Raw genomic sequence first — 22,201 nt, forward strand, 5'->3', positions numbered from 1 at the left:
TGCCTGCCTCCGCGCCGTTCAGGCCGGGTACAACTCGTCGCGCAGCCGGGCCAGCATCTCCGGGGTGCGCTCCGGTGGCGCGGCCTCCACGCACAACCGTTCCATCGCCTCGGCGTAGAAGTCGAGGTCGTCGCGCTTGTCCAGGTAGATCGCGCTGGTGAGCTGCTCGATGTAGACGATGTCGGGCAGGTCGGCGTCGCCGAAGCGCAGGATGCTGAACGCGCCGCTGGCCGCAGCGTGCCCGCCGGCCGCGAACGGCACGATCTGCAACCGCACGTGCGGGCCCGAGGTCGCCTCGATCAGCGCGTCCATCTGCTCGCGCATCACGGCGGCGCCGCCGATCGGGCGGCGCAGCACCGCCTCGTCGAGCACCGCCCAGAGCTGCGGCGGGTTCGCGCGCCGCAGCAGCTCCTTGCGCTGCATCCGCAGCTCCACCCGCCGGTCCAGCTCCGCCGCCGACGCGCCGCGGTGGCCGAGCAGGATGACCTCGCGGGCGTACGCGGCGGTCTGCAACAGGCCGGGTACGAACTGCACCTCGTACGTGCGGATCAGCGCGGCCGCCGCCTCCAGGCCCAGGTACGACTGGAACCAGGCGGGGAGCACGTCGCCGTAGCGGTGCCACCAGCCCGGGCTGTTCGCGTCGCGGGCCAGCTTGAGCAGCGCGTCGCGGTCCTGCGGTGCGGTGACGCCGTAGAGCGTGAGCAGGTCTGCCACGTCGCGCTCCTTGAAGCCGACCCGGCCCAGCTCCATCCGGCTGATCTTCGACTCCGACGAGCGGATCTCCCAGCCGGCGGTCTCACGGCTGACGCCGGCGCTCTCCCGCAGCCGGCGCAACTGCCCGCCGAGCAGCATGCGCAGCACTGTCGGACCGCTTGTCGGACCACCCTCGACGGGCACCGTCGCCACCTGACCGCCCTCGCATCCCGACCGCCACGGCCGGGCACCCTCCCGGACCGACGAGTAAGCATGCCATGAACCGACAGTGAGGTGAACTCCTCCGGGCGGACGGATTCAGTCCCGTGTACGGGACGGCGGAATCAGGTGGTCGAAGTCGCCGTCCCGGGCGCCGAGCACGAAGGCAGCGATCTCGTCCACTGTGTAGATGAGCGCCGGGCCCTCCGGGTGCCGGGAGTTGCGAACCGCGATGCCGCCACCGCCGGGCAGCTCGGCCAGTTCGACGCAGTTGCCGCTGGGGTTGCTGCGGCTGCTCTTGAGCCAGCGCATCGGTGGCAACTCGGTCGCGGGCACGCCGTTCGGAGGTTGCTGCATGGGCGTCCTTCGGGATGAGCCAGCCGAGGCCGCGGGGAGGAGCGGTGGGTGGCGACGTCTGTCGACTGAGGAGTGAGATGCACGTGCATCTGCTATTGCATCTGCAATGGACAGAGAGCATGATAGCCGAAATACGGTGTGCCGGTTCGTTCACGTACGGTGACCCGAGCCCGGCCCCGGGGACGCCGCTCCGCGCGGCTTCGGGACTGCGGTGAGGAGGACGCGTTGGCGGATCCGATGACCATCGCCTCCGGCATCTCCGCGGCGGGCGCGATCGTCTCGGCCTGGCAGTTACGCCGCCGCGCGCTGCGCGCCGAAGCCGAGATCGACCTGCTCCAGGCCGAACTGGCCGCCGAGCGGCACGCCGCCAGCCACGACCCGCTCACCGGGCTGCCGAATCGCCGCGCGTTCTTCCGGCTCGCCGCCGCCCTGCTCACCGACCCCGCCGGCCAGCCGCTCGTCGCCGTCGTGCTCGACCTGGACAACTTCAAGCAGGTCAACGACCGCTACGGGCACGCCGCCGGAGACCAGGTGCTGGTCTGCGTGGCGCAGCGCCTGGCCGCGTTCGCCGGGCCCAACCTGGTCGCCCGGCTCGGCGGCGACGAGTTCGCCGGCCTGCTCGCCAGCCCGACGCCGGACCGTCGGTGGATCGAGCACGCCACCCGGCGGCTCTGCGAGGCGCTCGCCGCGCCGATCCCCCTCGGTGCGCGCAGCATCCAGGTCACCGCCTCGGTCGGGCTCGCGCCGGTGCACTGCCCCACCCAGCTCACCGACGCGCTCTGCCGCGCCGACGCGGCCATGTACGAGGCGAAGACGCTCGGCGCCGCCCGCCCGGCGCGCCAGCTCGTCGCGGAGTGCTGACCGCGCTCCGCCCGCCCGGTGTACGTGCCGGCTCCTGACGTGCCCGGTCCCGGCGTGCCCGGCCGCGGCCCGGTCGGCGCGCTCCGCCCTGCGGTGGGTCAGCGCCAGCCGTAGCTGGCGCGCAACGCCTGCCCGACCCGGTCGAACCGGGGCCGGTCCAGCACCGCGCCCTCGCGGCGAATGCTGTCCTCGCGCATGGTGAGCACCCGGTCCAGGCGTACCCAGCTCGGCCGATTGTCCCGGTCCCACTCCCCCGGGCCCAGCGCCAGCCAGTGCCGCTGGCCGTCCCGGTCACTCTGACTGGACAGCATCAGCCCGAACAACGTGCGGCTGTTCCGGCCCACCACCAGCACCGGGCGGTCCTTGCCCTGGCGCGGGTCGTCCTCGTACGGCACCCACGTCCAGACGATCTCACCCGGGTCGGCCTGGCCGTCCGGCTCCGGCGCGTACGACAGCTCGCGGCGCTGCAACGCGCTGACCTGGCGGCGGCGCGCGACCTGTGCCGGGATCGGCCCGCCGGGGCGGGTGGGGGCGGGCACGCCCCGGGTGATCCGGCCGAGCCGCGACGCCACGTTCTTCAACAGACCTGCCACGGCGGGCAGCCTATCGGCCGGGGTACGCGGCCGATGGAATCGGGTCGCCGGTGCGGGTACGCGGTGCCATCATGCCCCGGTGACAGTGCCCCGCCACCAGATCCGCGCCACGTTCACCGACACGTCGGTCACCGTCTACCAGGCGTACCCGCCGGAGATCGCCGACGCGGCACTGCGCGCGGGCCGGTTCGTGCCGCCGTTCAAGCGGGAGCGGATGACCTGGATCAAGCCGTCGTTCCGCTGGATGATGTACCGCTGCGGCTGGGCCCTCAAGCCGGGCCAGGAACGGGTGCTGGCGATCGACATCAGCCGGGCCGGCTTCGAGTGGGCCCTGCGGCACGCCTGCCTCAGCAGCTACGACCCGCGCCTGCACCCGGACCGGGAGGCGTGGCGGCACCGCCTGCGGGTCAGCCCGGTGGGGGTGCAGTGGGATCCGGAACGCTCGCTGCGGCTTTCGCCCCTGTCGTACCGCTCGTTGCAGGTCGGCCTGACCGGCGACGCGGTACGCCGATACGTTGACGAGTGGACGGTGGGGCTCACCGACGTCACCGGGCTGGCCCGGTCGGTGCACGGCCGGCTTACCGACGGCGACGAGGCCGGGGCGACGGCGCTGCTGCCGGTGGAGCGGCCGTACCCGCTGCCGGCCGAGGTGGCCCGGATCGTCGACGCCGCCTGAGCAACCCCGGCACCGCACGGGCGCCGCGAGGCGCGCTGTTAATAAGGGGCCCTTCTACTACCGGAGGCGTTAACAGGGGGCCCTTCCTTACGCTGGGGGCGTGCAGCTACCCGACGATCTGCCGCTGTTCGAGCGCAGCGCGGTGCGGCTGGTGGTGCTCGACACCACCGACCGCCTGCTGCTGTTCCACACCCGCGACCCGGATCACCCGGACCTCGGCGTGTGGTGGGAGCTACCCGGCGGCGGGCTGGACCCGGGCGAGACGTACCGGGAGGCGGCCGTCCGCGAACTGCGCGAGGAAACCGGCATTGCCATCGGCCCGGACGAGGTGGGCGCGCCGACGTGGCGACGGCGGGCCAGCTTCCGGCACCGGCAACGCCGCCACCTCCAGGACGAGGTAATCGTGGCGGTACGGCTGCCCGGCCCCGGGCCGGACGTGGACGAGGCGCTGCGGATGGACTACGAGGTGGAGGACTACTTCGGGTTCCGCTGGTGGCCGCTGGCCGAGGTGCTCACCGAGCGGCCGCGCTGCTACCCCGGGCGGCTGCCCGAACTGCTGCCCGCCTTCCTGGCCGGCGAGGAGATCGACGAGCCGTTCGAGCTGTGGTCCTGAGCGCGGGCGTGCCACGCGGCGCGCGAGCGGGCAGAGTGGAGCGGTGACTCCCCTGCGCGCACCACTGGCCCGTTACGCCGAGCGGCTGCACCGCGCCGCCGGCGACACCCACCACGTCGCCTCCCCGCTGGGCGCCTGGCTGCTGCTGGCGCTGACCGGCCCGGCCGCCACCGGCGACACCCGCGCGGCGCTGGCCGAGGCACTGGGCGCCGATCCGGACGACGCCGCCGCCGAGGCCCGGGCGTTGCTCGCCGCGCCGCACCCGATGGTCGCCGCCGCCACCGCGCTGTGGGAACGCACCCCGGCTCCGGAGCTGGCCGCGTGGCGGGCCACCCTGCCCGACGCCACCGAAACAGGCCCGCTGCCCGACCAGGCGGCACTCGACGCCTGGGCCCGGGAGCGTACCGGCGGACTGATCGACACCTTCCCGGTCGACCTCGCCCCGGACACGCTGCTGGTCCTGGCCAGCGCGCTCGCGACCCGGGTGTCGTGGGCCGACCCGTTCGACACCGCCCCGGCCACCGAACTGGGCGCGGGCAGCGCCTGGTCGGGCCGGCTGAGCCGGGTGCTGCGGACGCCGCCGTCCGGGCACCGCTGCTGGGTGGCGGCCACCGACCGGGCCGGGGACGTGGCGGTGCACGCGGTGCCGGCCGGCGACGACGGCGCCGGCATGCTCGTGGTGTCGGTGGCCGCCGCGCCCGAGGTACCGGCCGCCGACGTGCTGGCCACGGCGCAGGAGCTGGCGAGCGCCGCCGCGCTACTGCCGGACTCGATGCCGGGCCGCCGGTCGCTGTACGACCTGCCGCTGGGCGAGACACCGCTGTGGACGGTGCGGGAGGAGCCGATCCAGACGTACGCGGCGAACCCCCGGGTGGAACGCGCCACCGCGGTGCTGCCCTGCTGGTCGGCGCGCAGCCGGCACGCCCTGACCGCGCCCGGGTTCGGCTTCGACGCGGCGGCGCGGGCACTCGGCGAGCTGCTGGGCCTGGCCGGGCCGGGGTTCGACGCCGCGCAGTCCGCGGTGGCCCGGTTCGGCCGCCACGGCTTCGAGGCGGCCGCGGTGACCGGGTTCTTCACGGTGACCAGCGCGCCGCCGGAGCGGGTCGCCCGCATCGCGGAGCTGCGCTTCGGTCACCCGTACGCGGTGGTCGCGGTGACCACCGACCCGGCCGGTGGGCCGTGGCACGCGCTGCCCGTCTACTCCGCCTGGGTGGCCGACCCGGAGGAGTTGCCCGCCGACGACGCCGGGTAGGCCGCGAACGCGCTGGTGAGCTGGTCCAGTCCCAGCGAGCCGAGTTCCAGCGCCCGGTTGTGGAACGCGCGCCGGTCGCCGGGGAACGCCACGCGACCGTCGCGCCACACCCGCTCCCCACCTTGTAGGTGAGCGCCTGCCCGGGCCGGCCCAGGTACCGGGCGACCTCCAGCGGCGCGTACGGGCCCTGGTGGCAGCGGTCGCGCAGCAGGTCCAGCGCGGCCTGCGGCGTCCACGGCGTGCTGCCGCCGGGCATCGGCAGCCGTAGGTGCAGGCCGATGTCGAGCACCACCCGGGCCGCCCGCAGCAACTGCATGAACAGGTGGCCCAGCCGGGCGCCCGGCTGCTCGTAGAGTCCGAGTTCGTCCATCAGCCCCTCGGCGTACAGGGCCCAGCCCTCCTGGGCGCCGGAGAGCCCGCCGAGCAGGTTCAGCCGCTGCCCGGGGCCACCCCGGCACGCCTCCGCGCCGAGATGCAGATGGTGGCCGGGAACGCCCTCGTGGTACGCGGTGCTGTACGCCCACCAGGTCGGGAAGCGCTCCTGTCCCTCGGGCAGCAGCCAGGAGACCCGGCCCGGCCGGGTCAGGTCCCGCGACGGCGCGATGTAGGCGGTGCCGCCCGACGTGGTGACCCGTGACTCGATGCGCCGCAGCGGCGCGGGGATGTCGAAGTGCGTACCGTGCATCCGCTCGGTGGTGGCCTCCAGCAGCTCCTGGAGCCAGGCGGCGAATTCGTCCCGGCTGCCCAGCACACCTGGCGCGTCGGGGCGGTCGAGCCGTTGAAGCACCTCGGGCACCGTGCCACCCAGGGCCTTCGCCTCGGCGACGAGTTCCGCCTCGATCGTGGTGAACTCGTCCCAGCCCCACTCGTACAGCTCGCGCAGGTCCGGTTCCGTGCCGAGGAAGGTCCGCACCCAGAGCGCGTACCGCGCCGGGCCGAACGCCTCGTCGTCGCGCGCGAGCGGCGCGAGGTCCGCGGTGAGCGTCGTGGCGAACCTCCGGTACGCCTCCCGCGCGTCCCGCGCCGCCGCCTGCAACGACGCGCGCTGCGGGCCGTCGCCGTAGCGCTGCACGAGCGCCGTGTCCTCGTCGATCCAGGTGCGGCAGCGCTGCGTCACCAGGTCCACCTGGCGTCGCGTGGGCAGGTGACCGCGTTCGGCGGCGAGCAACAGGCTCCGGGCGTACCCGCAGAGTGCGGCCGGGATCGCGGCCTGGCGGGCGCCGACGCGGGCCCAGCCGTCCTCGGAGGCCGCGCGCCCGGCGTCGCGGCCCGGCACCGCGGACTCGACGCACTGGCGGATGAGCTGGAGCGGGCCGGTGGCCGCGGCGTGCAGTTCCCGCAGGTCCTCTCCGGCGTCGTGGAAGGCGATCCGGGCGCGCAGCCGTTCGGTGAGGTGAGCGTACAGCGGGGTGATGGGGAGCGCCTCGATCCGGCGCAGGGCGCGGGCGGCAAGATCGGCGCGGGCCTGGTGACCGTCCGGGCTGTAGTCGGTGAGCCCGTCGACGTCCTGCTCACCGGCCTCGACCACCGCCGCGCACGGATCGAGGCGGGCCGCCTCCCGCAGCAACCCGTCGGTGACGTCCTCGCTCATTGCACCGATGCTAGCCCCGGTGATCAAGGAGTTCGTGCCTGCCGGAGGGCCCGGAAAGGACACGAACTCCTTGATCAGCCGGATGGGCGACGGGGTCAGACCGAGACCAGCTCCTTCTTCTCGGCCTTGGCGGCCAGGCGCTTCTCGCGCTCCTGGGCGCCGATCAGGTCGTCCGGCAGGGAGTCCTCGACCTCGATGTCGAAGCGGCGCAACAGCCGGATCGAGAAACCGCCGAGGGTGATGAGGATCAGCGCCACGCCGAAGCAGATGTACGCGAAGCCGATGCCCCGGCCCGGGCCGGTGCCGATCACCGCGCCCACCGAACCGGCCAGCGCCCCGCCCGGGGCGAGCATCGGCTCGAACAGCGCGGTGGCGCCCGGTGCGAGCAGCGCGAACCCGATCGGCAGCGTCGACCAGGAGATGGTCTGGTTGAGGCTGAACACCCGGCCGTGGAAGCGCTGCGGCACCTTCACCTGGACGATCGTCGCGTAGATCGACTGCGCGGTGGTCATCGACATGGCCAGCCAGCAGAAGCCGACGCAGATCATCGCCACCGACGCGTCTAGGCCGATCAGCACGCAGCCGATGGCGGTGCCCATGTTGCCGATCAGCACGCCGATCATCCGGCGCTTACGCGGACCGCCCCACAGCGACATGAGGACGCCGCCGAGCACCGCGCCGACCGCCTCGGCCAGCGCGACCTGCGCCACCTGGGTCGGGCTGCCGAACGACAGCACCAGCGGCGTGATGAGCACCAGCGCGGGCGCCAGGAAGATGTTGCCCAGCGCGAAGTAGCCGAGCATCAGCCGGAACCCGCGGTGCCGCCACGAGTAGCGCATGCCGTTGGCGATGGCCACCAGCAGCCGTTCCCGGGGCCGCCAGCCCAGCGCGTCCGGGAATCGGACCACGGCGAGGGTGAGCACCGCGAACACGTAGCTGGCCACATCGACCAGCAGGATGCCCTTCAGCTCGATGGTGGCGAGCAGGCCGGCCGCGAACGCCGGCATGAGCAGCGTGGCCACACCGGTGGACAGCTGGGTGATGCCCATGGCGTGCCCGAGGTAGCGCTTGGGCACCAGCTGCGGCACCGCCGACTGGAACGCGATCCGCTGGAACGAACCGGCCACCGAACTGAGCGCCACCAGCATGTAGATGTGCCAGAGCACCAGGTTGTCGGTCCACAACAGGGTGGCCAGCACCAACTGGACGGAACCCGCGAAGCAGCTCGCCGTCATCATGATGCGACGCCGGCTGACCCGGTCGACCAGGGCGCCGGCCACCGGCAGCATGAGCACGCCGCAGATCAGCGCGAGCGCCCAGAGCAGGCCGAGGTTCGCCACCGAGCCGGTGCGGTTGAACAGCCAGATCGGCAGCGCGAACGCGGTCAGCGCGGAACCGGTGCTGGAGATGAGCTGACCGGTCGTGATGGCCATGAACCGGCCCATGCTCGGCTTGACCGTCTTGGTGGGCTTGCGGTCCTCCCCCACGCGCAGCGTGTCGGCCACCACCCAGGCGGCATCCTCACCGCGGGCCTCCGGCGTCAGCGCGCTGACGTCACCGGCGACCACCGCCGGGTGCACCCGGGTGACGATCTCGGCCAGTTCCTCGGCCCGGTACTTGAGGAAGAAGTGCCCGGCCTGGTCGAGCACCACAAGGCCGAGCGTGTCGCTGAGGAACTGCCACTCGGCGTACCGCTCGCGGTAGTAGTCGGTCACCGGGTCCTCGGAGCCGACCACCGAGATGATCGGCGCGCGCAGCTTCGCCGCCTGCTGGTCCAGCAGCCGGGTGAAGTACTCCTCCGAGGCGCGGGAGTCGGCCCGCATGTTGCTGATGATCCGGTCGGCCTGCTCCGGTTCCAGCTCGTCGGTGTCCACACCCATCGACTTGAGCCAGCTCGCGGAGTGCCTGTTGCTGCTGAGCCGCTCGAGGCGGTCGCGCAGCGCCGCGATCACGCCCTTCGGGCGGGCGAACGGGAACATGGCGCCGATGTAGACGGCCTCCAGGTCCCGGCCGGCCGCCTCGACCTTGCGGGCCACGTCGGCCAGGATGGCGCTGCCCACGCCGCAGTGGCCGTACAGGGCGATCGGCCCCTCGACCCGCTCCAGGATCTCGTCGGCGACCCGGCTGGTCAGCTCGTCGAACGGCAGCGCGTCCTCGCTGAGTCCCACGTCGTGGCCGGGGATCGCCAGCGACCACAGCCCGTACCCGGCCGGCAGCGCGTCGGCCAGCGGCTGGTAGACGATGGCGCTGCCGCCGCCGTACGGGACGCAGACGTACGTCAGCACCCGCTTGCCCGCCGGAATCGGCTTGGTCAGCTCGTAGAGCAGCCGGCGCGGCCCCTCCTGCGCGGCGTCGCCGGAGATGAACGCGGCGAGGTCGCGGATGGTGCGCTGCTGGAACAGGTCCATCACACCGACCGCCCGGCCGCCCAGCTCCGCCTTGCGGATCCTGGCGACGACCTGGGTGGCGAGCATGGAGTGCCCGCCCAGGTCGAAGAAGTCGTCGTCGATGCCGAGCGTGTCCACGCCGAGCACCTCGGACCAGATCGCGGCGAGCGCCCGCTCGGTGTCGTCGCGCGGCTCGACCAGTTCCACCGACGCCTCGCGGGTGACCACCGGCGCTGGCAGCGCCTTGCGGTCCAGCTTGCCGTTCGGGGTCAGCGGCAGCGCGTCGAGCGTGACGAACGCGGCCGGCACCATGTACTCCGGCAGCGTGTCCTTCAGCGCCGTCTTCAGCGCCGCGTGCTCGGCGTCCCCCACCAGGTACGCGGTGAGCCGCTTGTCGCCCGGGCTGTCCTCGCGGACGATCACCGTCGCCTCGGTGACGCCCGGCTGGTCGCGCAGCGCGCTCTCGATCTCGCCCAGCTCGATGCGCAGGCCGCGCAGCTTGACCTGGTGGTCGATGCGGCCCAGGAACTCGATCACCCCGGCGCCGTCCGGGCCGACGACCCAGCGGGCCAGGTCGCCGGTGCGGTAGAGGCGGGCGCCCGGCTCGGAGGAGAACGGGTCGGGGACGAACTTCTCCGCGGTCAGCGCCGGCCGGCGGTGGTAGCCGCGGGCCAGCCCGACACCGCCGATGTGCAGCTCGCCGGCCACCCCGACCGGGCACTGCGCGCCGGACGGGTCGAGCACGTGCAGCCGCAGGTTGGCGATCGGCGCGCCGATCGGCACGCTGGTCACCTGCGCGAGCCGGTCCGGCTCGCACGCCCAGGCGGTCACGTCGATGGCCGCCTCGGTCGGGCCGTACAGGTTGTGCAGGCCGCACCACGGCAGCCGGGCGGTGAAGTCGGCCGCCGAGGCCGGCGGCAGCTCCTCGCCGGAGCAGATCACCCGGCGCAGCGCGGTGGCCGCCTCCACGCCGTCCTCGGCGAGGAAGACGGTGAGCATCGACGGTACGAAGTGGGCGGTGGTGATCCGCTCGGACACCAGCAGGTCGCGCAGGTAGCCGGCGTCCTTGTGACCGCCGGGCTCGGCCAGCACGAGGCGGGCGCCGGTGCGCAGCGGCCAGAAGAACTCCCACACCGACACGTCGAAGCTCGCCGGGGTCTTCTGGAGCACCGCGTCGTCGGCGCCGAGGCCGTACGTCTTCTGCATCCAGTCGAGCCGGTTGACGATGCCCCGGTGCGTGTTCGGTACGCCCTTCGGGCGGCCGGTGGACCCGGAGGTGTAGATGACGTACGCCAGGTTCTCCGGCCCGGCGGCCGGCGTGGGGTCGGTCTCGGGCTGACCGCTCCACACGGTGGCGTCGTCCAGTTCGAGCACCGTGGCGCCGGTGTCGGGCAGCACGTCACGCAGGTGCGACTGGACCAGCACCACCGGCGCGTCCGCGTCGCCGACCATGAACGCGAGCCGGTCGGCCGGGTACTCCGGGTCCAGCGGCAGGTACGCGCCGCCGGCCTTGAGCACGCCGAGCAGGCCGGCGACCAGTTCCACCGACCGTTCCGCGCACACCCCGACCAGGGTCTCCGGGCCGACGCCCGCCGCGCGCAGCCGGTGCGCGATGCGGTTGGCCTGCGCGTTCAGCTCGGCGTACGTGCGGCTGTGCCCGTCGATGGTGACCGCCACCGCGTCCGGCGTGGCGGCGGCGCGCTCCTCGATCGGGCCGTGCAGCGTCTGCTCGCGCGGGAAGTCCGCTGTGGTGTCGTTCCAGGCGGCCAGCAGATCCCGCTCGGCGGCGGGCAGCAGCGGCAGCCGGGACACCGGGGTGTCCGGCGCGGCGACGACGGCGTCCAGCAGCGTGGTCCACCGCTGCGCCATCCGCTGCACCGTGGCCCGGTCGAACAGGTCGGTGTTGAAGACCAGCTTGCCCCAGAGCCCGTCGACGGTCTCCACCGCGTGCAGCTCGAAGTCGAACCGGGTGGCCTGCAACTCCATCGGGGTCCAGGAGAACGTGACCTCGTCGGTGCGGGACACGCCGCGGAAGCGGCCCATCTCGTAGTTCTGCAGCACGAACATGGTCTGGAACACCGGGGAGCGGCTGACGTCGCGCGGCAGGCCCAGCTCGTGGACCACCTTGGCGAACGGCACCTCGCCGTGCTCGAAACCGTCGAGCACCGTACGGCGGGTGCGCTCCAGCAGCTCGGCGAACGTCGGGTCGCCGGCCAGGTCGGCGCGCAGCGGCAGCATGTTGATGAACATGCCGACGACGTTCTCCAACTCCGGCGCGGACCGGCCGGCCACCGACGCGCCGATGGCGAAGTCGTCCTGGCCGGCGTGCCGGGCCAGCAGCACCTGGTACGCGGCGAGCAGCGTCATGAACAGCGTGCCGCCGCTGTCGCGGGTGAGCGTGTTGAGCGCCTCGGTGGCGGCCGGGTCGAGCTGGAACTCGACGAAGTCGCCACGGTAGGTCTGGGTGGCCGGGCGGGGCCGGTCCAGCGGCAGTTCCAGCGGCGTGATGCCGGCCAGCCGCTGCTTCCAGTAGTCGACGTGCGCGCGGGCCTGCGGCCCGTCCAGCTCCTGGGCCTCCCAGACGGCGAAGTCGCCGTACTGGATCGGCAGCGCGGGCGGCTCGCCGCCCCGGTAGAGCGTGATCAGGTCGCGCAGCAGCACGTCCACCGACCAGCCGTCGCCGACGATGTGGTGCTGGGCGAGGAACAGCACGTGGTCGTCGGCGGCGAGCCGGATCAGCAGCGCCCGCAGCAGCGGCCCGTTCGCCAGGTCGAACGGCTCGGCCGCCGCCGCGTTGACGAGCGCCTGCGCGGCGGCCTCGTCGGGCGCGTCCACCACCGTCAGCGGCACGTCCACGGCGTCGGCGATGACCACTGTGGGGCGGCCGTCGGCGTCGGCCGGGAAGCGGGTGCGCTGCGACTCGTGCCGGTCCGCGAGGGCGGTCAGCGCGGCGCGCAGCGCGTCCACGTCGAGTGGTCCGCGTACCCGCAGCGGCACCGCGATGTGGTAGGCCGCCTCGCCCGGGGCGAGCTGGTCCATGAACCAGACCCGCTCCTGGGCGTAGGACAGCGGCACCTCGGCGCCGGACGGGCGGGGGGTGATCCGGGCCGCGGGGGCGGTCTGGCGGGCGCGTAGCCGTTTGGCGATCAGCGCCTGCCGGGCCGCCTCGCGGGCCGGATCCTTCAGGTCCGTCATCAGTTGGTTCCCTCTTCCGCCGCGAGCAGCGCGGCGACCTCGGTGTCGGAGAGCCCGTCGAGTTCGGCGGCGATCCGCTGTTCGATCTGGGCGGCCAGGTCCGCCACCACGGGGCTGCTGAACAGCGCCCGCATGGGCAGGTCGACGTCGACCTCGGAGCGGATCCGGGCCATCGCCCGCATGCCGCGCAGCGAGTTGCCGCCGAGGGCGAAGAAGTCGTCGTGGGCGCCGACCTTCTCCACCTGGAGGATCTCGGCGTACACCTCGGCGACCAGACCCTCGGCGTCGGTGCGGGGGGCGACGTAGCTGTCCTGCGCCGCCTCGGTCGTCGCCGGGGCGGGCAGCGCGGTGCGGTCCAGCTTGCCGTTCGGCGTCAGCGGCAGCGCGTCCAGCCGCACCAGGGCGGCCGGCAGCAGGTGCGCGGGCAGCTCACGGGCCAGTTCGGCGCGGACCGAGTCCTCGTGGGCCGGGCCCACCAGGTAGCCGACGAGCATCGGCTCGCCGCCGTCGGTGCGGACCGCCGCGGCGGCGGCGCGCACGTCCGGGTGGGCCAGCAGCGCGGCCTCGACCTCGCCCAGCTCGATGCGCATGCCGCGCACCTTGACCTGGTCGTCGCGGCGGCCCAGGTAGTCCAGCGTGCCGTCGGCACGCCAGCGGGCCAGGTCGCCGGTGGCGTACATCCGGGCGCCGGGCGGGCCGTACGGGCAGGGCAGGAACCGCTCGGCGGTCAGGCCGGGCCGGTCGTGGTAGCCGCGCGCCAGCTGGGTGCCGGTGACGTACAGCTCCCCCACCACGCCCGGGGGCACCGGCCGCAGGGCGGCGTCGAGCAGCAGCGCCCGGGTGTTCCAGGTGGGCGTGCCGATCGGCACCGGGCCGGCCGGGACCGGCTCACCGGGGGCGATCCGAGCCGCGACGCAGCCCACCGTGGCCTCCGTCGGGCCGTACTCGTTGACGACGGCCACGTCGGGGTGCGCGGCCCGCCAGGCGGCGAGCTGCTCCCCGGTCAGCGCCTCGCCGCCGATCACCAGGTCGGCCGTCGGCGACAGCTCGCCGTCGAGCAGCGGCAGGTGGCTCGGCGTGACCTTGAGGAAGGCCGGCCGGCCACCGGCGCGGGCGGCCGGCTCGTCGATCGCGGCGAGCCGGACCGTGCCGCCGGCGGTGAGCGTGCCGAGCAGGCCGGTGACGGTGAGGTCGAACGACACCGGCGAGTGCAGCAGCGCCACCCCGGAAAGCCCCGGGTAGGTGGCCCGGGCCCAGGCCAGGTACGCGGTCACCGCCCGGTGCTCGACCACCACGCCCTTCGGTCGGCCGGTGGAGCCGGAGGTGTAGAGCACGTACGCCGGGTGCTCGGGGCGCAGCGGCGCGACCCGGTCTGCGTCGGTGAGGTCGTCGCCGGACTGGTCCGAGCCGACCTCGCCGTCGAGCACCAGCGCGTCACCGGGCACCAGGGCGGCGGTCTCCGGGCTGGTCACCACCAGCGCGGGCGCGGCGTCGGCCAGCAGGTACGCGATCCGGCCCGCCGGGTACGCGGTGTCCACCGGCACGTACGCGGCGCCGGCCTTGAGCACCGCCAGCATCGCCACGACGAGGTCGCAGGAGCGGGGCAGGGCCAGCGCGACCCGGGTCTCCGGGCCGGCGCCACGGGCCACCAGCAGCCGGGCGAGCCGGTTCGCGGCGGTGTTCAGCTCGCCGTAGCCCAGCGTCACGCCGTCGCACACCAGCGCCGCCGCGTCCGGGGTGGCGGCGGCCTGCCGCTGCACCTCGTCGACCACTGTGGTCACCGGCACGTCGCGGGCGGTGTCGTTCCAGGTGCCGAGCACCTGCTCCCGTTCGGTGTCGGTGAGCAGCGGCAGCGCGCCGACCGTCCGCTCCGGCTCGGCGACCGCGGCGGCGAGCAGCCGCACGTAGCGGCGGACCACCGTCTCGGCCGTGGCCCTGTCGAACAGATCGGTGCGGTAGGCCAGGCGGCAGTCGCCGGTGGTGATGTCGAAGGCCAGGTCGTCCTTCGTGGTGCCCAGCTCCACCGGGTCGAGCCCGGAGTCCGGGATCCAGTTCAGGGCGGTCTGGAAGATCGGCTGCACCGACGGGTCACGCTGCGGGTCGACCGCCTCGACGATTTTCTGGAACGGCGTCTGCCCGTGCTCCATCGCGTCGATCAGGCCGTTGCGGACCCGGCCGAGCAGCGCCGCGAACGTCGGGTCGCCGGAGACGTCGCAACGCAGCGCCACCGGGTTGACGAACATGCCGATCAGCGGCGTCAGCTCCGGGTTGTCCCGGCCCGCGGTGGAGACGCCGACCACCACGTCGGCCTCGCCGGAGATCCGCGACAGCAGCGCCGCGAAACCGGCGAGCAGCACCATGTACGGGGTGGCCTGCGCGCCGGTGGCCAGCGCGCCGACGCGGTCCAGCAGCCCGTCGGGCAGCGTGAAGTGCACCTCGTCACCGGCGAAGCCGAGCTGGGCCGGGCGGGGCCGGTCCAGCGGCAGGCCGGTGACCGGCGGCGCGCCGGCCAGGTGACCGGTCCAGAACGCGAGCTGCCGGTCCAGTTCCTCGCCGGTGAGCTGCTGGCGCTGCCAGACCGCGAAGTCGGCGTACTGGATGGGCAGCTCGGGCAGGGCGGGCTCGGCGCCGGTGCGCGCGGCCTCGCGGAACGCGACCAGCTCGGCGTGGAACAGCACGGCCGAGTGGCTGTCGAAGACGGCGTGGTGCACCACGAACGCCAGCGCCAGCCCTTCGTCCATGCGGACCAGCCGGGCCCGCCACAGCGGCGCCGCGTCCAGCGGGATCGGCAGGCGCGCCATCTCGCCGCGGATGCGCTCGAACTCCGCCCGCTGCTCCCCGGCCGGCAGGTGGGTGATGTCGGTGACGGGCAGCGGCACCGGCTCGTGGGCGCGCACGACCTGCACCAGTGCGCCGTCGTCGGTCCGCAGGTGGGTACGCAGCGCCTCGTGCCGGGCGATCACCCGGTTGACCACGTCACTGGCCGTGTCGGCGTCCACGCCGGCCGGGAACAGCCACGGGAGGGACACGTTGAACACCGGCGACCCGGCGTCGAGCTGGTTGGCCATCCACACCCGCTCCTGGGCGTAGGAGGCCGGGAAGGTCCACTCCTGACCCGTGCTCATGAGAGGGCCTCGCGCACCGAGCGGGGACGCATGTCGGTCCAGACCTCGTCGACGTGGGCCAGGCACTCCTCGCGGGTGCCGGCGAAGCCGGTGTCGTGCCAGCCGGCGGGCAGGTCCCGGTCGGCCGACCAGATCGAGTACTGCTCCTCGTCGTTGCGCACGACCAGGAATCGGGATTCGGCCATGTCAGTTCGCTCCTGCGGTCTCGGGGGTGTACGGCTCGGCCATGGCGACGGCGATCTTGCGGGGACCGGTGAACGGTTCCCGGCCGTGCGCGGCGGTCATGTTGTCCACCACCAGCACGTCGTCGCGCTGGTAGTCGAAGCGGACGGTGGCCGCCCGGTAGGCGGCGCGCAGGTGGTCCATGACGTCGGCGGGGATCTCCCCGCCGTCGCCGTAGTAGGTGTTCGACGGCAGCCCGTCGGCACCGAACATGGCGAGCAGCCCCTCCTGGTAGTCCTTGGGCAGGGTGCTGAGGTGGAAGAACGTGGCGTGGTTGAACCAGCGCGGGGTGTCCGACCCGGGCCGGTGGTGCACCACGTCGCGGACCGCGCGGGTCCGCAGGCCGTCCTTGCCGACCCACTCCACGGTGATCCCGTTGTCCGCCGCGTACGCCTCGACCTCGGCGCGGCTCTCGGTGTTGAACACCTCCTGCCAGCGGGTGCCGAAGTCGCCGTGGAAGTTGCGCACCAGCATCCACCGGCGGCGCACGAACTCCTCGCGGACCGCCGGGTCGATCAGCTCGTACACCCGGCGCACGTCGGCCAGCGGCGTGGCGCCCCGGGTGTCCGGCGGCGTGACGCAGTAGAAGAACAGCGTCAGCGGCCAGCGCGCCTGGTACGAGTTCTCGTTGTGCAGGAAGATCTCCTCGTCCGGCGGGTAGTCGGTCGAGGTGTAGACCCGGCCCTTGATGGAGTGCCGGGGCGAGGAACGCTCGGTGTAGGTCAGCGGCTCACCGGCCAGGGCGCGTACGGCCTGGTCGAAGCCGTCCACGCCGCCCACGTCGAAGCCGCGGAACAGCAGCCCCCCGTTGGCGACGAGGGTGTCCCGCAGCTCGGCACGCCGGGCCGTGATCAGGTCGGTCAGCGCCCGGCCGTCGCTCTCGACGACCACCGGCAGCGTCGCGGTTGTCTCGCTCATGGTGCGGTGTCTCCTGGTTCTGGGTCGGGGGATGTCAGCCGCGGGGCAACCGCGGGATGGCCGGGATCGCCGCCGGGGCGGCCGGTGCGCCGGTGGGCGCCTCGGCGCGCAGCTCCTCGATCCGGGCGGCCAGGCCGGCCACGGTGGGGGTCTCGAAGAGGCTGCGCATCGGCAGCCGTACGCCGGTGGCCTTGCGCATGGCCGCGATGAGCTGCACGGCCACGAGCGAGTTGCCGCCGAGGGCGAAGAAGTCGTCGTCCACGCCGACGTCGGTGACGCCGAGGCCGTCGCGCCACACCTGGGCGATGGTCTTCTCCAGCTCGGTGCCGGGGGCCGCCGAGCCGCCACCGGTGGCCGCCGCCGTGCCGGCCGGCGCGTCGGTGTCCTCGGCGATGCTGTCGGTGGTGACCCGGGCGGCCCGGCGCCGGATGTCGGCGACCGTACGGGTGGTGATCACCACCTGCGCGCCGAGACCGGCGGCGAGGCTGCGGCGGAACGCCTCCGCGCCGTCGACCGGGCGGATGTCCTCGGTCACCGGCGCCGGGGTGTCGGCGTCCGCCGGGGGTTCGGCCAGGTTGCCGGTGACCGCGTCCTGGTCGACCCGGCGCAGCACGAAGTCGCTGATCGCGACCAGTTCCCGCCCGTCCGGGTCGCGCAGCGACAGGTCGGCGGCGACCACCTCGTCGGTGGCCGCGGGCCGGTGCCGCAGGTGACTGTTGAACGTCGCCGGCAGCGCGCCGCGCACCACGATCCGGCCGTACGACAGCGGCAGGTAGGTGCCGGTGCCCTGGCCCCGGCCGAACGCGGTGGCCACGTCCAGCAGCGCCGGGTGCAGCCCCCAGGAGGGCAGGTCGCCGAGCGCGGCGGCGGGTGCCTGCACCCGGGCCAGTTCCTCGCCGTCGGCGAGGTGGTGCTCGGCCAGCGCCGCCCAGCGCGGCCCGAACGTCAGCATGCTGGTGCGTCCCCGGCCGAACGACGCGTCGTCGTCGACCCGCCGCCCGGCCACCGCGGGCACGACGGCCGGCGGGGCCGCGTCGGTGGTCCACCCGGCGGTGCCGCGGACGTGGGTACGCGCCTGGCCGGCGGCGAGGCTGGCGACGGTGAAGTCCGTGCCGTCCTCGGCCGGGGTCAGCTCGACCCGGTACTGGGCCACCGTGCCGTCCGGCACCGAGAACGGCTCCAGGAACACCACGTCCCGCAGCTCCACCGCAGCGTCCGGTCCCGGCGCGGGCAGCGCGGCGGCCACCGCGGCGCGCACCGACTCCAGGTGGGCGGTGCCCGGCACCACCGGCACCCCGCCGATCCGGTGCTCGTCGAGCAGCCAGTGGGTGTCCGCCGAGACCAGGCCGTGCAGCACCGTGCCGTCCGGGCCGGCGACCATCGTGGTGAGCACCGGGTGGGCGACCGCCGTGGTCACGGTGTCCCGCCCGGCGGCCCGGAACGCGGCCGGCGCGGCGGTCTCCACCGCCATGCCGACCTCGGCCCAGCCGCCCCAGTTCTGCGACACCACCGGCGCGCGGAACCCGGTGCCGGAGCGCGCGAACGCGTCCAGGAAGTTGTTCGCGGCGCAGTAGTCGACCTGACCGAACCCGCCGATCACCGCGGTGATCGAGGAGCAGAGCACCACGAAGTCCAGCGGCAGGTCGCCGAAGACCCGGGCCAGCGCCAGGGTGCCGGCCAGCTTCGGGGCCAGCACGCCCCGCGCCTCGTCGCGCTCCTTCACCTCGGCCATGCCGCCGCCGGGCAGACCGGCCGCGTGCACGATCCCGTCCAGCCCGCCGAACCGGCGCTCCGCCTCCTCGCGGACCCGGCGCAGGTCGTCGGGGTCGGTGACGTCGGCGGCGAGCACCAGCACCTCGGCGCCGGCCGCCTCCATGCGGCGGATCGCCGCGATGGCCCGCCCGGCCCGGTCGGCGCCGCCGTGCACCGCCAGGTGCGCGTCCCACCCGTCCCGCTCGGGCAGCCCGGAACGGGCCAGCAGCACCAGCTTGGCGCGGGCCCGGCGAGCGAAGTCCTCGGCGAGGGTGACACCGATGCCGCCGAGACCACCGGTGATCAGGTAGCGGCCCTCCTCGCGCAGCACACCCGGCTCGTCCTCGGCGGCCACGCTCACCTGCTCGTAGCCGCCGAGCCAGCGGCGGTCGCCGCGCAGCGCCACCTCCGGGTGCTCCGCGTCGACCGGGCTGCGCAGCTCGGCCACCAGGGCGGCGACGCCGCGCGCGGCCGGGTCGCTGTCGAGCAGCCGCACGGTCAGGCCGGGCAGCTCCGCCGGGAGCACCCGGGCCAGGCCGGCCAGCGTGGCGTGCTCGGGACGGGTCAGGTCGTCGCCGCGTACGTCGCCGATGCCGGCGGTGACCAGGTCCAGGCGTACGCCCGCCTCGTCGGCCGTGACACCGGCCCCGGCGAGGGCCTGCACCAGGTGCAGCGCGCCGAAGAAGCCGCGCTCCTGCGCCGCCCACGCGGCCGCCGCGTCGGTGCCGGCCGGCTCGCCGTCGAGCGCGAACGCGTACACGATCCGCCGGGGCAGGTCGGCGCCGAGCGCGGCGACCAGTTCCTCCGCGTCGGCGCGTACGCCTGGGCGCAGCCGGAAGCCGCTCGCGGTGGCGGTGAACGCCGCACCGGCGCGTACCTCGACCGGGTCGTCGCCGGCGGCGCGCAACGCGGCCACGAGCGCCTCGCCGCGCGGGCCGTCGGCCAGCACCAGGCAACGGCCCAGCGGCTCGGCGGTGCGGGCCGGGGCGGCCTGCCGCCACACCGGCACCGCGAACCACTCCGGCAGCGGGCGGGGGCCGGTCTCGACGGGCGCCGCGGCCAGCTCCTGCTCCGGGTCGGGGTCGATCCAGTAGCGGCGCCGCTCGAACGGGTACGTGGGCAGCGGCACCCGCCGCGCGTGCGGGTCGGCCGGAAGGTTCACCGGCACCCCGGCGCACCAGAGCGCGCCGGCCGTGCCGAGCAGCGTGGCCAGGTCACCGGTCTGCTCGCCGGGGCCGGGCAGGCTGCCCAGCGGGGTCAGCGCGCGCTGCGCCTCGCCGGCCTTGGCGACCTGCATCCGGGCCAGGTTGGCCAGCTGCCGGCCGGGGCCGCACTCGACGAGCGCCCAGGTGCCCTCGGCGAGCAGCGTGGCCACGCACGCGCCGAAGCGGACCGGGCGGCGCAGGTGCGCGGCCCAGTACGCCGGGTCGGTGGCCTGCGCCTCGGTGATCCAGGTGCCCGTCACGTTGGACACGAACGGCACCGCCGGAGCGCGCAGCGGCACCGTGGCCATCAGCGCGGTGAACTCGTCCAGGATCGGGTCCATCATCGGCGAGTGGAACGCGTGCGAGGTGCGCAGCAGCTTCGACTTGTTCTTGCCGCCGAGGCTCGCCGCGAACTCCTCCACCAGCGCCGTCTCACCGGCGACCACGCAGGTGCCGGGGCCGTTGACCGTCGCCACCGACAGGCCCTCGGGCAGCTTGCCGGCCACCGCCGACTCGTCGAGCGTGACGGCCAGCATCGAACCGGCGGGCAGGGAGTGCATGAGCCGGCCCCGGGCGGCCACCACGCGCAGCGCGTCGGCGAGGTCGAGCACCCCGGCGAGCGTGGCGGCGACGTACTCGCCGACGGAGTGGCCGATCATCGCGGCCGGGGTGACCCCGGCGGCCCGCCAGGCGACGGCGAGCGCGTACTCGACGGTGAACAGGGCGGGCTGGGTCCAGCGGGTCTCGGTGAGCTTGTCCGCCGCCTCCGGGTCGCGGCCCAGGATCAGGTCGCGGATGTCCAGGCCCAGTTCGGGGCGGAGCAGTTCGGCGCACTCGTCCACGGCGGCGGCGTACGCGCTGTCCTGCGCGTACAGCTCGGCGCCCATTCCGGCGTACTGCGAGCCCTGGCCGCTGAACAGGAACGCCACCCGGGGCGCCGGCCCGTCGGCGACACCCCGGTGGCCCTTACGCCGTTCCCGCAGCGCGGCGACTGCCGACGCCGGGTCACCGGCGACCACCGCGGCGCGGTGGGCGTACACCTGGCGGCCGGTCCGCAGCGTGTGTGCCACGTCGGCGAGCGCCACGTCGCTGCCGCTGCCCAGGTGGTCGGCGAGCCGCCGCACGGCGGTGTCCAGCGCGGTCGGGGTCTTCGCGGACACCTGGAGCAGGTGCGCCGGGCGGACGGGGGGCTCCGGCCGCTCGGCGGCCGGCGCCTCCTGGAGCACCACGTGCGCGTTGGTGCCGCCGATGCCGAAGGAGCTGACGCCGGCGCGGCGCGGGCCGCCGTCGGTGTCCCACTTGGTCAGCGTGTTCGCCACGTAGAACGGGGTGTCGGCGAAGTCGATGGCCGGGTTCGGCGTCTCGTAGTTGATGGTCGGCGGGATCAGCCCGTGTTCCATCGCCAGCACCGTCTTGATCACGCTGACGATGCCGGAGGGCTGGCTGAGGTGGCCGATGTTCGACTTCACCGAGCCGATGCCGCACCAGCCGCGCTCGTCGGTGTCCCTGGTGTAGACGGCGGACAGCGCGGCGATCTCGATCGGGTCGCCGAGTGCGGTGCCGGTGCCGTGCGCCTCGACGTAGCTGATGCTGCGCGGGTCGACGCCGGCCAGCTCGACGGCCTGGGCGACGGCCTCCATCTGCCCGTCGATGCTGGGTGCGGTGAAGCCGACCTTCCCGGCGCCGTCGTTGTTGATGGCGTTGCCGAGCACGACCGCGCGGATGGTGTCGCCGTCGGCGATCGCGTCGGAGAGCCGCTTGAGCAGCGTCACGCCGACGCCGCTGCCCCACACCGTGCCGTTCGCTCCGGCGTCGAACGGGCGGCACCGCCCGTCCGGCGAGGTGAAGCCGTCCATGCCGAGGTAGCCGACGTGCGGCAGTTCGATGTTGACGCCGCCGGCCAGGGCCATGTCGCACTCGCCGTTGCGCAGCGCCTCGCAGGCCAGGTGGAACGCGACCAGCGACGTCGAGCAGGCGGTGTGCACGGTCATGCTGGGGCCGCGCAGGTCCAGCCGGTACGACACGTTGGTGGCCACGTAGTTCGGCGAGTTCCCGGTCGCCAGCGAGACCGCGCCGTGCGGGTTGCCGCCGACCCGCTTGTTGCGCATCACGTTGCGGTACAGGTACGTGTTGCCGCCGGTGCCGGCGTACACGCCCACCGCGCCGTCGTAGCGGCCCGGGTCGTAGCCGGCGTCCTGCAACGCGGTGTAGCAGCTCTCCAGGAACAGCCGGTGCTGCGGGTCGGTGATCTCGACCTCGCGGGCGGTCATCCCGAACAGGCCGGCGTCGAACTCGTCGTAGCCGTCCACCAGCGGGGCGCGGTTGACCCAGCCCGGGTCGTCGACCTCCTGCGGCTGGGCGCCGCGGGCGATCTGCTCCTCGCGGGTCAGCTCGGTCGTCGACTCCACGCCGTCGACCAGGTTGCGCCAGAACTCGTCGACGTCGGCCGCGCCGGGCAGGCGGGCGGCGAGCCCGACGATGGCGATGGGCTCGACGCCGTCGTCGGCGGGAATGTCGTTCTGCATGGGGTTTCCTTCATTCA

The 22,201-nt window shown here is 74.1% G+C and carries 12 protein-coding genes and 1 pseudogene; 4 read left to right on the plus strand and 9 right to left on the minus strand.

Annotated features, from left to right (window positions below; all coding sequences use genetic code 11):
- Nucleotides 1-18: 18 nt before the first annotated feature.
- Both O7607_RS28810 and O7607_RS28815 read right to left on the minus strand, forming a co-directional pair.
- Nucleotides 19-906, minus strand: a complete 888-nt coding sequence (locus tag O7607_RS28810; RefSeq protein WP_269706591.1) for a helix-turn-helix domain-containing protein — start codon at nucleotides 904-906, stop codon at nucleotides 19-21.
- A gap of 105 nt (nucleotides 907-1,011) precedes the next feature.
- The gene (locus tag O7607_RS28815; protein ID WP_269706592.1) at nucleotides 1,012-1,269 is read right to left on the minus strand and encodes a DUF397 domain-containing protein; all 258 of its coding nucleotides are present in this window, start codon (nucleotides 1,267-1,269) and stop codon (nucleotides 1,012-1,014) included.
- A 225-nt stretch (nucleotides 1,270-1,494) separates the two neighbouring features.
- On the opposite strand from O7607_RS28815, the gene O7607_RS28820 reads away from it, so the two are divergent.
- Complete coding sequence (locus O7607_RS28820; protein ID WP_269706593.1) at nucleotides 1,495-2,130, plus strand: GGDEF domain-containing protein; 636 nt, start codon at nucleotides 1,495-1,497, stop codon at nucleotides 2,128-2,130.
- A gap of 98 nt (nucleotides 2,131-2,228) precedes the next feature.
- Here O7607_RS28820 and O7607_RS28825 read toward each other — a convergent pair whose 3' ends face one another.
- Nucleotides 2,229-2,723: a type II toxin-antitoxin system PemK/MazF family toxin gene (locus tag O7607_RS28825; protein ID WP_269706594.1), complete on the minus strand. Its 495-nt coding sequence runs from the start codon at nucleotides 2,721-2,723 to the stop codon at nucleotides 2,229-2,231.
- A 79-nt stretch (nucleotides 2,724-2,802) separates the two neighbouring features.
- Here O7607_RS28825 and O7607_RS28830 point away from each other — a divergent pair, with 79 nt between their 5' ends.
- The 3 genes from O7607_RS28830 to O7607_RS28840 all read left to right on the plus strand — a co-directional run bounded on the left by O7607_RS28830 (nucleotide 2,803) and on the right by O7607_RS28840 (nucleotide 5,264).
- A complete protein-coding gene (locus tag O7607_RS28830) occupies nucleotides 2,803-3,399 on the plus strand; it encodes a DUF4291 domain-containing protein (RefSeq protein ID WP_269706595.1) in 597 nt (198 codons plus the stop codon).
- Between the two features lie 100 nt (nucleotides 3,400-3,499).
- On the plus strand, nucleotides 3,500-4,012 hold the full coding sequence (locus tag O7607_RS28835; protein ID WP_269706596.1) for an NUDIX hydrolase: 513 nt from the start codon (nucleotides 3,500-3,502) through the stop codon (nucleotides 4,010-4,012).
- Nucleotides 4,013-4,055: 43 nt separating this feature from the next.
- Nucleotides 4,056-5,264 (plus strand): serpin family protein, encoded by a 1,209-nt coding sequence (locus O7607_RS28840; protein ID WP_269706597.1) that lies wholly within the window; start codon nucleotides 4,056-4,058, stop codon nucleotides 5,262-5,264.
- A gap of 175 nt (nucleotides 5,265-5,439) precedes the next feature.
- On the opposite strand, the pseudogene O7607_RS28845 reads toward O7607_RS28840, so the two are convergent.
- The 6 genes and pseudogenes from O7607_RS28845 to O7607_RS28870 form a co-directional block, all read right to left on the minus strand.
- A pseudogene (locus tag O7607_RS28845) lies at nucleotides 5,440-6,855 on the minus strand (DUF885 domain-containing protein); the annotation flags it as partial.
- Between the two features lie 95 nt (nucleotides 6,856-6,950).
- Nucleotides 6,951-12,437, minus strand: a complete 5,487-nt coding sequence (locus O7607_RS28850) for a non-ribosomal peptide synthetase/MFS transporter (RefSeq protein ID WP_269706598.1) — start codon at nucleotides 12,435-12,437, stop codon at nucleotides 6,951-6,953.
- Nucleotides 12,437-15,562: a non-ribosomal peptide synthetase gene (locus tag O7607_RS28855; protein WP_269706599.1), complete on the minus strand. Its 3,126-nt coding sequence runs from the start codon at nucleotides 15,560-15,562 to the stop codon at nucleotides 12,437-12,439. The genes O7607_RS28850 and O7607_RS28855 overlap by 1 nt, the downstream gene beginning before the upstream one ends.
- Nucleotides 15,559-15,747, minus strand: coding sequence for an MbtH family protein (locus tag O7607_RS28860; protein WP_269706600.1), 189 nt, complete (start codon nucleotides 15,745-15,747; stop codon nucleotides 15,559-15,561). Before O7607_RS28860 ends, O7607_RS28855 begins: the two co-directional genes overlap by 4 nt.
- Nucleotide 15,748: 1 nt before the next feature.
- Nucleotides 15,749-16,702, minus strand: coding sequence for a TauD/TfdA family dioxygenase (locus tag O7607_RS28865; protein ID WP_269706601.1), 954 nt, complete (start codon nucleotides 16,700-16,702; stop codon nucleotides 15,749-15,751).
- Nucleotides 16,703-16,736: 34 nt separating this feature from the next.
- Nucleotides 16,737-22,184, minus strand: coding sequence for a type I polyketide synthase (locus O7607_RS28870; RefSeq protein WP_269706602.1), 5,448 nt, complete (start codon nucleotides 22,182-22,184; stop codon nucleotides 16,737-16,739).
- Between the last annotated feature and the right edge of the window lie 17 nt (nucleotides 22,185-22,201).

This window comes from Micromonospora sp. WMMA1949 (assembly GCF_027460145.1).
Classification (GTDB): Bacteria; Actinomycetota; Actinomycetes; order Mycobacteriales; family Micromonosporaceae; genus Micromonospora.

Excerpts from the sequence above, each read along its gene's own strand:
- O7607_RS28815 (WP_269706592.1), bottom strand. The coding sequence starts at position 1,269 with ATGCAGCAACCTCCGAACGGCGTGCCCGCGACCGAGTTGCCACCGATG.
- O7607_RS28850 (WP_269706598.1), bottom strand. The coding sequence starts at position 12,437 with ATGACGGACCTGAAGGATCCGGCCCGCGAGGCGGCCCGGCAGGCGCTG.
- O7607_RS28855 (WP_269706599.1), bottom strand. The coding sequence starts at position 15,562 with ATGAGCACGGGTCAGGAGTGGACCTTCCCGGCCTCCTACGCCCAGGAG.
- O7607_RS28860 (WP_269706600.1), bottom strand. The coding sequence starts at position 15,747 with ATGGCCGAATCCCGATTCCTGGTCGTGCGCAACGACGAGGAGCAGTAC.
- O7607_RS28865 (WP_269706601.1), bottom strand. The coding sequence starts at position 16,702 with ATGAGCGAGACAACCGCGACGCTGCCGGTGGTCGTCGAGAGCGACGGC.
- O7607_RS28870 (WP_269706602.1), bottom strand. The coding sequence starts at position 22,184 with ATGCAGAACGACATTCCCGCCGACGACGGCGTCGAGCCCATCGCCATC.